This window comes from Bradyrhizobium sp. 160 (genome assembly GCF_023073735.1).
In the GTDB taxonomy this organism is placed as follows: Bacteria; Pseudomonadota; Alphaproteobacteria; order Rhizobiales; family Xanthobacteraceae; genus Bradyrhizobium.
Window position 1 is genome coordinate 1 of the sequence record NZ_JADPKD010000003.1, and the last position, 11,708, is coordinate 11,708.

At 60.0% G+C, this 11,708-nt stretch carries 9 protein-coding genes; 4 read left to right on the forward strand and 5 right to left on the reverse strand.

The features are described from left to right. Positions 1-82: 82 nt before the first annotated feature. The 5 genes from IVA98_RS00520 to IVA98_RS00540 all read right to left on the reverse strand — a co-directional run bounded on the left by IVA98_RS00520 (position 83) and on the right by IVA98_RS00540 (position 5,533). The gene (locus IVA98_RS00520) at positions 83-1,333 is read right to left on the reverse strand and encodes a primase-helicase family protein (RefSeq protein ID WP_247354170.1); all 1,251 of its coding nucleotides are present in this window, start codon (positions 1,331-1,333) and stop codon (positions 83-85) included. A 396-nt stretch (positions 1,334-1,729) separates the two neighbouring features. Next, on the reverse strand, positions 1,730-2,353 hold the full coding sequence (locus tag IVA98_RS00525; protein ID WP_247354165.1) for a tyrosine-type recombinase/integrase: 624 nt from the start codon (positions 2,351-2,353) through the stop codon (positions 1,730-1,732). A 629-nt stretch (positions 2,354-2,982) separates the two neighbouring features. Further along, positions 2,983-3,324 carry a hypothetical protein gene (locus IVA98_RS00530; protein WP_247306959.1) on the reverse strand — a complete coding sequence of 114 codons (342 nt, stop codon included), beginning with the start codon at positions 3,322-3,324 and terminating at the stop codon, positions 2,983-2,985. A gap of 76 nt (positions 3,325-3,400) precedes the next feature. Continuing rightward, positions 3,401-3,892 carry a MarR family transcriptional regulator gene (locus IVA98_RS00535; RefSeq protein ID WP_256467141.1) on the reverse strand — a complete coding sequence of 164 codons (492 nt, stop codon included), beginning with the start codon at positions 3,890-3,892 and terminating at the stop codon, positions 3,401-3,403. 87 nt (positions 3,893-3,979) lie between these two features. Beyond that, positions 3,980-5,533 (reverse strand): porin, encoded by a 1,554-nt coding sequence (locus IVA98_RS00540; RefSeq protein ID WP_247306947.1) that lies wholly within the window; start codon positions 5,531-5,533, stop codon positions 3,980-3,982. A 1,132-nt stretch (positions 5,534-6,665) separates the two neighbouring features. Between IVA98_RS00540 and IVA98_RS00545 the strand changes: the two genes are divergently transcribed. The 4 genes from IVA98_RS00545 to IVA98_RS00560 all read left to right on the forward strand — a co-directional run bounded on the left by IVA98_RS00545 (position 6,666) and on the right by IVA98_RS00560 (position 11,632). Further along, on the forward strand, positions 6,666-8,174 hold the full coding sequence (locus IVA98_RS00545; protein ID WP_247354166.1) for a hypothetical protein: 1,509 nt from the start codon (positions 6,666-6,668) through the stop codon (positions 8,172-8,174). 1,437 nt (positions 8,175-9,611) lie between these two features. Next, positions 9,612-10,058: a hypothetical protein gene (locus IVA98_RS00550; protein ID WP_247354167.1), complete on the forward strand. Its 447-nt coding sequence runs from the start codon at positions 9,612-9,614 to the stop codon at positions 10,056-10,058. Beyond that, a complete protein-coding gene (locus IVA98_RS00555; RefSeq protein ID WP_247354168.1) occupies positions 10,055-10,831 on the forward strand; it encodes a metallophosphoesterase in 777 nt (258 codons plus the stop codon). Before IVA98_RS00550 ends, IVA98_RS00555 begins: the two co-directional genes overlap by 4 nt. Before the next feature lie 570 nt (positions 10,832-11,401). Then, the gene (locus tag IVA98_RS00560) at positions 11,402-11,632 is read left to right on the forward strand and encodes a hypothetical protein (protein ID WP_247354169.1); all 231 of its coding nucleotides are present in this window, start codon (positions 11,402-11,404) and stop codon (positions 11,630-11,632) included. Positions 11,633-11,708 lie beyond the last annotated feature (76 nt).

An 11,708-nucleotide genomic window follows, 5' to 3' on the forward strand; every position in this document is an offset into this window, starting at 1 on the left:
CGACTTTGGAATCGAAAACCTCATCGAGCTGATCAGGTTCTATAAAGACAACCCTGGACTGCTCAGGCGGTAACCCTGCGGCCTACGCCGAATGGATACCATACGAGAACTCGTCCCCGAGATTGTCGTGAAAATGGCCGCTCTTCACCGCCTCGATGATGTAGGTACGCAGTGGGTGTTCGCTCTCAGCAATGACCTGCTGTTTGGCCTCGGTCATCGGCGGGCGACGGAACGGATTGAACCCCGAGAGGTCTCGGCTCTTCAGAAACGTGAAGATGTCGTTCATCGCCTCGTCAGTGCCGATGTAGCGATAGAGGCGGTCGTAGTAGTCGTCCTCGCGGGGCTGTGCCTTGCTGTTGAACACGAAGTAGCGGCGGTCACCCTCCTCGATGTTCAGGGGCGCGCTGTGATTTGAGAACATGATGAAACGGGCGTAGTTGTCGATTTCGATCTGTGGCCCGTACTTGATGTTCGCGCTCACCGTAGGCTCAGTAATCAGAGGCTTCAGCTTGTTGGCCAAGTCCCAGTTGCCCGCCTCGTAGACCTCGTCCACTTGGACCACGAGTTTACCCACGAGCCATCCGTCGAACGAGCCTTTGAGGTCCTTCGTCTGGGCCACCCGGCTGTTCTGCTCACCGACCAGACGCCGCACCACCGTGCCTAAGGTGGACTTGCCGATGCCCTTGGCCTCGCTGGTCAACAACAGGGCGTGCCCGATGCGCTCATGCGGCTTCTGCACGAGGTGAGCCAGAAAATTGAGGACGTGATTGATCGCCGCCTCATCGTTATCGAAGAGATAGGACAAGTGCTCCAGAAACACCTTGGGCTCCTCGGCGTCCTCTTGGGCGACCCATGGGGCAGGTCTCCACAGGTTCAACACGCGGCAGCCGTCGTCGTCGTGCGCTATTTCGGGCTCGCCGGGCATGAACTCCACCCGCTCAGCAATCACGAACGCGCCGTCGTATGCCTCCTCGTGATACTCAGGCTCGAAGTACTGCGACAACACCTTCTCCAAGGTGGGAAACCAGACCTTCACGCGGCCACCGCTGTCCCGGTAACGGAAGCCGTGTTCGGCCTTGTTGATCCGGTGGAACACATGGTCGGTGAGCGGAGCCAGCTTCAGCGGATTGCGCCGAAGAACAACCCCGCCGTGCTGCGCCGTGTAGGCGTATTTCCGACAGACGGCCTCCATGGCTCGCTCGCAACGCTCGTGAAACTCGTCTGACCCTTGCAGGGGCAAGTCGCGCTTGAGAGCGCTTAGGCTCTGTTGCTCGTTCTTGTCGGCTTCGGGGCTCGTGGGTTGCAGGGGTTGGGCTTGTAGCTCTGATTTCACGTCCAAGGAACTCTCCGTGCTGCCGTATGTCGGCGCATCGCTTCTGTTGATGGCAGGTTGGCCTCTTTAGCCCAGGTGGGGCCAAGGTGAACCTGCGTGCTGCGCTTGGGGATGACTGTGACCCAGATAGTCAGCTCACCGTGTGAACGCAAACCTCAACCTTCGGGAACTCTACGTTCTCCCTGATGCGTTCGCGCCGGAGCATAGACATAAACTGAAGCAGCGCCCGATGAGCCGGGTCTCACCGGAAGCGTGAGGCGTAGCGGTCTCGGGGGTCAATCGCTCGGAGGCCGGGATTTCGTCATCGGAGGCCCGTTTCCGGCCCGCTTTGTTACATTGTCATCTCGTCATAAACTTATTCCAATCGGACATGAACAATATGTCGCGGTCCGGCGCTCAATCACGCCAGAAGTTGCGGAACCGCGAGGGGGACAGCTCGGTGTATCGCACGGTGTGCTGAATGTTCTTGTGGCCGAGGTAAGCCTGAAGGGCTCGGGTATCGTGCCCCTTGGAGGCCAGCCCGAACCCGCAGGCGTGCCGCAGCATGTGGGGGTGGGCTTTGAACCCGAGGTCCGCCTGCGCGCCTGCACGCTCGACCATCCGCGCGAAGCCCGCCGTAGTGAAGGGCGCCCCGCGCTCCGACGTGAACACGAAGGGCGACTTGGGCTCTTGCTCACGCTGGAGCCGCCGCAGGCGCCGCAGTTCGTCCCCAAGGATCGGGTGCGTGCTCGGGCTGCCCTGCTTGACCCTGCGGACGTGCAGGGTGGCCGTTGCGAAGTCGATCTGATCCCAGCGAAGGTCCGCCAGTTCAGCCGCCCGCAGGCCATGGCGGTATGCCACGAGGATCATGGTGCCGTCGCGGTGACCCCATCGGTTGCCCTTGGTGGCCTCAAGCAGCCGCTCGACCTCGGCCTCGGTCAGGTACTCGCGGGTACGCAGGTCGGCATTGGGAAGGCGCTTCGGTGTGACTGTTCGATTTACGGTGGACGGCTTGACAAGCTTGAGATGCGATTTGGCCATGATTTCCTGCACGCGCGATCAGTGACTGTCCGAAGAATGACCGAATTACGAACAGTACACAAGGACATTCCGCGACTTCCCTCGAAGTCCTTTTCGCGGGTCCCCTTTCTTGAGGTGGGCCCCATTTTGCAAAGCCGAGGGGGGCGGCTTCAAAAAACACGGACTAAAGGTCGCGGCCGCCGCCCGGCTCCGGTAAGCTGATCTGACTTCCCAGTCGCGCGCCGGTCGCTCTTGTCTCGATTGGGCTTAGACGCTGTGACAACAGCGTGTCGGAAGAAGAAGCTCGATGCCATTGAGACAATCTTTGTGTCTCAGGCGCGTGTCTCAGTCGGGTAGACCCTAAGGGATCACCAGTCGATGAGCTGGCTGGCAAGCCTAAGCAGCCCTAGAGGTCAGCACAGGCAGCCATTGATGCTCCTCGTATCCTGCGGGTCCAGGCAGGCGCCGAGCAAGACAGGTCAGCTGCCGTCCTCTTAGACACTCATGCCGGAAGAACGCTCTCACAACAGAGGAGTGCGCCAATCTCCCTGAAGTCGTGTCGTAGGGGCGCGCCGAGGGTCTGCACGAGGGTAGCATGTACCGTTGAAGCCCGCTTTTTCACGGTCGCTGACCGCTCAATAGCAGCCTGTTCAATGCAGTTTGCTCTTAGCAAGTTCGATCAGCTCAGTGTGCCCAGCCAGCGCAGCTTCGTAATCGCGGTAGAGGCGTTTCATAAGGGGCCTCCCCTCGCAGCTGCAGGTAGTTGCGAACAAGAACGGGGCCTGACCCATCCCGGCGGAACCACCACTTCCATCCCAGCCCAGGAATTTCGTTGCAAGCTCCGTAGGCCCAACTGCCTCAGAGCGAAGGCAAACCTTGTCGGGGTTCGCGTCCATCCAGGCGACCGTGATCCTCTGCGCTTCCAAGTTATTGCCGACATAAACGGGAGAAGCGCCCTCTAAGATGTAGAAACCAAACGGAAATATGACCATGCAACCCTCACTGGCATTCCGTCCCGTGCTGCGCGGCTTCAAACTAAATACGGCAGCCCACACTTCCGCTAACGCTCTACTCTTCGAGCCGCAATCTCAGACGGCAGCGCAGAAGGCAATTTTGTAGGTCCTGCAGTAATTCGATTGTTCTTAATGTGCCGACTTCACCGAACTCGCGCTTGATCGAGGTATCCAGCGTATTCCTTGTCTGAGCCAGTTGTTCAAGCTGCTTTCGAGCCTTTGGCGTAAGTGAGAGATAGATCATCCGCTTGTCGGTGTGGGAGTTTCGCTTCTGTAGCAATCCTCTTCCGACCAAGGTTTTCGATTGGGCAGTGACATACGTACTTTCGATCCCAAGCAACTCCGCGACCGATTTTACGGACATCCCGGCCTTGTCATCCGCGTCTGAGATGATGAGGAGCATGTTCAATTGCGGAACGCTCAGCTGGAGCTTGCCAGCCCAAGTGGCCTGAACCTCGCCAAGCGAAGCGCTTATAGACCTAACCAATCTGCTTATCTGTTCAGAAGCAGCGGGTCGTAGTGCCTCGCTCGTCAGTCCCCGCGCCATTGGTCCCTCTGGAGTGTCACCATCAACGAAAGAACCCCCGGCAGTTTCCCGCCGAGGGCCTTTGGAGGTCAGGTCGTTAGACCAAACTTACCAGTTGCGCTGGGCGCGGAGCAGCAGCGTGAAGCTGTCCTGATCCTTCAGCTCGTAGGTCGCCGCCGGCTTGGCCACAGTCGCCAGAAGGGGAACGCCAACAGCGCCCGAGTACTTCTGGTCCAGATGGGTCCAGTTGAAGTCCGCCGAGAAGGTCAGGTTCTTCACCGGGGTCCAGCGGGTGATGAGGCCGAGCTGGGCGATGTTGAAGTCCGGGTTACAGGTCGTGCCGGCAGCGGTCGCCACGAGCGCGAAGAAGTTTGCGCAAACGGCTGCAGCCGCACCGCCCGGGAATTTCACCTGAGCGTAAGCACCGTAAATGGCCGAGTTCCAGTACGGATCCCAGTTGTGCGTGTAAGCACCGCGCACACCCCAGGTCTTGATGCTCTCCTGCTGCCCACCGGTCACGAACACGGTGTCAGGAGCGCTGGCGAAGCCAATGCTCTGGTAGGCGCCGGCCAAGCCAGTGCTACCAAACGAGGACCAAGTTCCCGGGTTGGCGGTCGGCTGGAAGTTGTAGCGGGTCGCGCCGTCCGTGTAGACACCCTGAACGTTGATCACGTCACCCGCGCCGGTCGGGATGTTCTTGATCGACAAGGCCAGCTGAGCAGCCCAGCCCCACTTGTCGTCCGGATGGCCCGTCACCTCGGACGCACCGTAGTAGCCAACATGGTTGTCGTGCGCGGCAACCGAAGCCTGGAACAGGCCCCAAGCCTGGTCAACACGCACCATCGCAACCAGATCGGGCGACCGCGTGCCGCCGATGTCGTTGAGACCATAGGCGCCGCCGAGGATACCCGTACCAGTTGCCGCCGTAAGGACCGTGCCCGGGACGCCAAGGTTGATGTTGCCCGCCTGATAGTAGGCCGACTGGTCCTGCGCCGAGAACGATGCCGTGATGCCCTGACCGAAGTCAGCGGTGTAGGTGAACTGGTTGACACCAGTGACCGTGTTGCCGCCGCCGACGAGAGCGTCAAAGTTGTTGCCGGGATAGCCAGTCCAGGGCGCGTCGAACTGCGACACGGCCTTACCCATGGTGAAGCCGGCGAACTGGATGAAGGCGTAGTACACGCCGAGCGCACCACCCGAGACCGAGCCGTTGCCAACCGTTCCTGCAGGGGCGGCGTCGTAGGCCGTAGCACCGCCTGTCAGGCCAGTACCAGCGCCGGTGTAGCCACCCGACGTCCACGAGAACACGGCATCGAAGAAGGTACGGACGACGCCGTACTCGGTCGCGGTGCGCGTGTCGATGTTAAGGTCTTCACGAGCACGCATCGTGTAGTAGTTGCTCAGCCGGTTGTGCGCGCCACCGGAGCCGGTGAACTGACCGCTGTAATCGGCATTTGTGTTCAGCGCGACTTCAGCGCGCAGGTAACCACCCAGCTTGATGCAGGTGTCAGTGCCGGGGATGTAGTAGAAACCCGCACCGTAGAGCGAGCAGATCTTCACGTATTCGACCGCCTTGGCCTTTACGGGAAGATCAGCCGCTTGTGCTCCCCCAACGGCGAGCAGAGCTGCCGCGGAACCGAGCAAAAGGCCCTTGAACTTCATTTTAACCCTCCAAGTTGAAGCCCCGTACAAATCCTCGTACAAAGCCATTTGAGCTACCCGCGAAAAGACGTTGAAAATCAACGCATCCTCGTAACGATGGTCTACTTAAGCGAACCACCTAGAACGGGACGACCTCGGGATGCCCCCCTCCGTCGCGGGTTGGATAAGAGCCCAAGAGGCCTGATCAATCAACGAAAGACGTCACCGTTTTGCCCTCAAGTGGATCGTTTTCGCGCCGATGTTGCACAAATATCACGCGGCCGTGAGGCGATGGTATCGGAGCAACGCTTTGATTTTGAGTGTGAATTCTGGCTTTGGCAGAGCACGTTTACGCGGCAGCTCCAAGGGGCTGTCATGACGCCACGACGGGTCGATTGAGGCGGTGCATCGGCATCTGTGCACAGGACTTCGCTTCAAACGACGTGGGGTATTACGGAGATTCTCGTCCGTTGCTCATGCATTGAGTCGCCCCGATTCTCGCTCGAACAGGCCATCCGCTCGGGAACGGCGCCCCCTTTGGGGGAACCGCTGCGTCCCTCAGCTCGGTCGCACGATGAAGGTGCTGAGCGGATGGAGATGCGGCTCGCTCAGTTGCCTCAAGGCAGGTCGAAGAGGGCTACGCCGATGTTTCGGCACAGTTTGCGCCAGGATGCGCTGGCGAGATCGCTGATATTGCTTAGACCGCTGGATCGCCACGCACCGTCTGCCAACACCAAAGGATCAGCAAGCTCCCACGATCCCCATTTGCCAGATGTAGTGCCTCGCAGCGACAAGCCGGGCGTGTGCGACCCGGATCTGAGCGCTCGTTTTGCGCTAGCTTGACATTGATGAGCGACCGTTCCGGATCTATCAATGAGACATCCCTCGCGTCGAAATGTCGATCGGCCAAGACTTGGGACATCAAGGGTTTACGCTGGATCTGGTAGCGGGGGAGGGACTCGAACCCCCGACCCCAGGATTATGATCTCTCGCCTCTTGTAGTCTAGCGCGCTCGCACGGCAGTTTCGGCACATAAAGTTCTAAAAAATGAGGCAAAACCGCTCCTACCCACCTTTCCGCCGACAAGATCTTTGGACTTCGACGGTACCGATGTGGTACGTACCACCAAAATCTTCGGTTTTGGAGAAGCAACATGCCGACCCGTCGGGTAGAGATGAGCGCCGATATCGTCGAGGACGCAATCCGACTCGCGATTGAGGGAACCAAGGAGATCATCGACTATTGCGACATCAAGCAGCCATACTGGGTACTTCGGGTCCGCGGGCATGCAGCTTCCTGGCTCGTGAAGACGCGCGCCCGAACCGTCAAGATCGGGTCCGCGATCCCGGCCGCCAAAGCCGCCAGAATCCCGGAGTCGCGGAGACGCCGCTCTGCGGCTGACAACCAGTTCCTTGGTCTGCGGGAGGCCCAAAGGGAAGCCCGAACCAAATGGGCAATGCTGAACGGCCGACCACAGAGCGACGGCACCACGGAAGAGCCTTCCGGCTGGACCTGGGGAAAGCTCGTCCAGGCGTACAAAACGCATCTCGGCGAGATGCGCGAGGATGCATCCGGTAAGCCCATCTATCCTTCGCCCGACACTCAGAACGATGCGCGCCTCGTCTTGGCGCGGCCAGAGGTGGCGGAACACGAGAAGAAGCGGCTCGTCGACCTCAACGAGGACTGGTTCGAGGACGTCCAGGCGAAGCTTCACGCAAGGGAAACGGGCGGATACACCGCCTACCGCAAGTTCCGCGCCTACGGCCAGGCTGCGCTGACCTGGGCCGCCACGTACAAGCGGAAGGAAAGTGGACTCACAGGGCGCCATTGGTGGCTGGCCGCCGAGAAACGTCAGCGCACCGACAAGGAGGTGAAGGAGAAGGTCAAGAGACAGGCCGCGCTCCGAAAGAAGAAGGAGAACTTCAAGGTGGAGCACCTGGGTAAGCTCCTGGCCGAGCACGAACGTTTCTGCGCTTCGCGGGTCGGGAACGCGCGCGTCTCGCCGTCCGTTCGCTGGGGCCTATGGTGGGACGCCCTGACTGGGCATCGCCGCGGCTCCGGGACTTGGATCGCTCTCGAGGACGTCGAATTCAAAGATCCACAAGGCGAGCCCGGATGGGGATTGGCCACTTGGCAGCCCGAAGTCATGAAGACCCACGACGCCTTCGCGTTGCCGGTCCCTCCCTTGGGCCTGCACATCATCAACTGCTGCATGCGCGACTGGAAGAAGGCTGACGCCGAGCGCAAATGTAAAGTCGAGCGCAACAGCAAATGGGTGTTCGCCTCGCGTGTCGTGAGCGTTGGCGACGTCGCCGTTTCCGGATCGGCTCTCGCGAACCATCTGCGCAACATGAGAGGCCTGCGCGAAGGCAATCATCGCGACGTGCTACGCGGGATTCCGCCGTTCTCGATGCACATCATCCGCTCGACGCTCGGCGATTTCATTCTCGATCACACCAACCTGCCCCCCGGCACTGCCTCGTTGGTGATCGGGCACGAGATCGCCGGTGACCGGAGAGACGAACTCGACCGCGTCGGCCGGACCGGAAAGCGATGGTACTTCCAGGCGCAGCGCATACCGGAGAAGACCGCTGCGATGAAAGATTGGAGTGATGCGCTTCTGAAAGCCTATTTCGCAGCCGGCGGCCGCTATCCGGATTGACGTCACGCTCAAGCTCCGATCGGTGCGGCGCGCTCTTCGAGCCCTTGAAGTCGTCGTCTGTGACCCTCGTTCTCGCAGTGGGTGGGCTGCAAGTGCTGACCATAACGTCTAGCCGCAGTGACGTTCGTTTTGGGGGCAGAGCTCTTATATCGACTTGGGCTTCTTCCGGACTCCTTCACCTTCTGCATGGTCGGCAAACGTGAACTCCAATTCGAACCCGTGCTCGAATACCCATCTAATCTTCTCGAGCACGGCGCGACGCCTGGCGTCCGGTTTCTCGGGAAGCGCGGACTCGACAGCGACCACGGTCTTTCTTGTTATCCCTGCGAGCGAAGCCAGACGTGCCTGATTGATGCCGGCAATCTCGCGACTGCGCCTGATCATAGTCGGCGAAAGAAGCGGGCGTAGTTCGCCTCGAGCCAAGTGCAGCCATCCGTCTGGGGTCCTCTCTCATCCATGAGGTACCGACGACGGGCTGTCCAGAGTTCAAGGATTCGTTTCCAAGGATTCTTCTTCGAGCTTTTCGCCTAGGCGGCAATGAAGAATCCGAAACTGCTCGATGGAAAGGCGTTGGGTACGCCCTGCATCCGCGCAAAACCGCGCGATGCTCTTGAGGCGCGTTTTCGCCAACGCTGACCCTCGTAGACGAACCGCTGGACGCCGGACATAAATGTAACCGAAAACACATTTTTGCCGTACTTCGGGCCCACGGTTTGATACGCGCGTAGATGCGCTTCGGAGCAAACCCATGGAATCTAAAATCTCAGTGAGCCATACGGCGACTAGCCCGTTGGCTGTCCTACGAGCGCGGCCCCTCGCGGGCGGCGGTCCACGTCACCCATACATCGGCGGCAGCAGTCCCAGCGACCGCCCGATCGACCATTCGAAGATGGAGATGACTTCCATTGTCGTCGCCATGGAAGCCATCAGGCGACAAACTTATTCCATCAGGGTCGTGCACAGCGAGAGCTTGGTGCGAATGAATGACTCTCGTGTCCTCCGTTCAATGCCGGTGGCGGGGATTTTCTGATGGTCGGCTCAAAGTCCCGTAGCCCCACTTTTTCTCTTTTCGATAATCAATTTCATGCGGCCTGCGAATTCCGCCGCAATCCGCCGCCCGGTGGACACCCTCGTGCTGCCCTCGAAGAACGACAGCACCACATAGCCGCCCTCAGCGGTGCCGGCCTTTCAGCGGTCCGGACCGGCGGGGATTGCGCTCGCTCGTGGGCTCCAGCGTGCTCGATAACGGCCATCCTCGTTCCTTCTCATGCCCCTCGCATAACGCCGACGGGTCCACCGCTACCGCGTCCCGGATGAGGCTGTCGCTCGCGCGCTGCTTCGTCGGCGCTTGGGCATAACGGCACTCGAAATCTCTCGATGACCTGCCGCATCGGCGGCAAACGTGCGGCATTCCGCGCGAGCGATGGAGCATTGCTTATGAGTAAGACCGTTTCAAACGATGAACAGGAAAGCTGGCCGGCCGTCTTGACGTATTGGCGGTCGCTGCCGGCCGAAACTTTCGATCAGTGCTTGCAGGATGAGGTCGCCTCATGTGTTCGGGGCGTCATGACAACTATGGGCGACTTGAGGTCCGCCATTGAGGGCGACGCAGCCACGGCCTGCAGTCTGGCTCTTAGAATGACGATCCCCGCTCGCATCGGTCCACACGTCGACCTGGTCATGACCACGCTCTTGAACTGCGCTTTTGTGAATCCAGGTGCCGCTCTTGTTCTCTCCAACCGGCTGGAGCAAATGCCGTTGCCGTGGCGCAGACGAGCCCGCCTTTCGACATCCTGGAAGGTATACAACATCTATCTAGCCCGGCGCAGCTACGGGCGTCGTTCCATTCCCGTTGCCCTCCTCCGGCGCGACCACGAACGATGAAGCTTAAGCTTCAGATCTCATCCGACCTGCACATCGGCTATCCCGGCGCCCGCGGCTTCCCCCCGCTGGTCTCGGGCACCGACATCGTGTTGATCGCCGGTGACACGTGTGAGGGATTGCAGCGCGCCATCAGAGAAATGCGGGCTGCCTATCCGAACGTTGAAATCGTGACGTGCGCCGGAAATCATGAATTTTACGGTGGCTCCTATTTCGATCAACTGGCTGAAGGACGCGAATGCGCCCGCGAGCTCGGCGTTCATCTTCTGGAGGATGGCGTAGCCACCTTCGGCCGCTTGCGCATCCTGGGCTGCACGCTGTGGACGGATTACGATCTGCTCGGAAGGAACCTGCGCGATGGGGCAATGCTGATCGCATCCGAGATGATGCGTGATCACAAGCGCATCAAGTGGCAACGCAATCCATGGAAGCGCTTCAGACCGATTGAAGCGCGTCTGCTGCACCAGCGCTCCCGAGTATTCCTCGAAGCCGAACTCGCGCGGGATTATGCTGGCACCACGATCACAATGACCCATGCAGCGCCCACTCTAGATCACATTGCCCCGCCCAACCGGTCTGAGATGATCTCAGCGGCGTTCGCATCGCGCCTCGATGAGCTGATAGATCGCTTCCAGCCCCATTACTGGATCTCAGGTCACGTCCACTACCCGGTCGACTTCTTCCGCGGTCGCACGCGGCTGATCTCGAATCCTTGCGGATATGCCGACGAGGTCGCGGGCTACAACCCGTCCTTCACAATAGAGGTCGATGCATGACGGACGAGATCCGGGACCCCACGAACGTCTCGCCGTATCCTACGCGACATTCGACTCATCGGCCGCGCGCCCACACGATCGTAAAGCCTAGCGCGGACCCACTCCACTGGTGGCGGACACTAGCCGCGGATGACTTCGATGATCTCGACCTTCGCGTCGTGGTGTTGCTGCTGAACCGCTATGCGCTGGTCAGGCATCACCTGAGGGACGCACTCTCCGGCTCCTCGTCGGAAATCGTCAGCCTCCTTGCTCGACGTCCTTCATCGGCTGGGGATCGCGATCTACTCATGACATGCCTTCTCAGAAGCGCTCTCGTCGGCTCGGCGGAGGCGCGGCATTTCCTCATGCAGACGCTCCGACGTGTCGGGCATCACGCCCTCGCCGCTTCTTGGCGGCATGGACGACAGGATCTTCGCCATCTCGTCTTGCGAAGAAAGAAGCGAGCCGTCCGGCGGCACACCCCGAAGCGGCGACGCCGAAAAGGACGTCAAGCAACTCCGCTACCACGCTACGACTGACCGAAAAGCTCCACCTATCTAACGACGATTCCAACCGACCGCAGGACATCCGATGAACCTCAAGGCTACCACGCTCGCCACACAAGGCCCGATCCTTCACTGCCCCAATTGCAATCATCCTATTCGGCTGACGCAGTCACTGGCCGCGCCGCTCATAGAAGAAACCCGGGAGAGATTCCAGAAGCAGCTCGCTGAGAAGGACACCGAAGTCGCTCGAAAGCTCGATCTGCTTCGGCGAGAACGCGACGACCTGGTCAAGGTGTCATTCGGCCTGCAATATTGACCCCCTAAGCAGGGGGATCGGCGTCCAAAATTGACCCCCTACAGATTGGTCTGTTGCGCTGCCTGCTTTGGAACGA

What these genes read in the sequence shown, in the direction of transcription:
- IVA98_RS00530 (WP_247306959.1), bottom strand. Translation starts at nt 3,324, where the DNA reads ATGGTCATATTTCCGTTTGGTTTCTACATCTTAGAGGGCGCTTCTCCC.
- IVA98_RS00550 (WP_247354167.1), top strand. Translation starts at nt 9,612, where the DNA reads ATGAGTAAGACCGTTTCAAACGATGAACAGGAAAGCTGGCCGGCCGTC.
- IVA98_RS00555 (WP_247354168.1), top strand. Translation starts at nt 10,055, where the DNA reads ATGAAGCTTAAGCTTCAGATCTCATCCGACCTGCACATCGGCTATCCC.
- IVA98_RS00560 (WP_247354169.1), top strand. Translation starts at nt 11,402, where the DNA reads ATGAACCTCAAGGCTACCACGCTCGCCACACAAGGCCCGATCCTTCAC.
- IVA98_RS00545 (WP_247354166.1), top strand. Translation starts at nt 6,666, where the DNA reads ATGCCGACCCGTCGGGTAGAGATGAGCGCCGATATCGTCGAGGACGCA.
- IVA98_RS00540 (WP_247306947.1), bottom strand. Translation starts at nt 5,533, where the DNA reads ATGAAGTTCAAGGGCCTTTTGCTCGGTTCCGCGGCAGCTCTGCTCGCC.
- IVA98_RS00525 (WP_247354165.1), bottom strand. Translation starts at nt 2,353, where the DNA reads ATGGCCAAATCGCATCTCAAGCTTGTCAAGCCGTCCACCGTAAATCGA.
- IVA98_RS00535 (WP_256467141.1), bottom strand. Translation starts at nt 3,892, where the DNA reads ATGGCGCGGGGACTGACGAGCGAGGCACTACGACCCGCTGCTTCTGAA.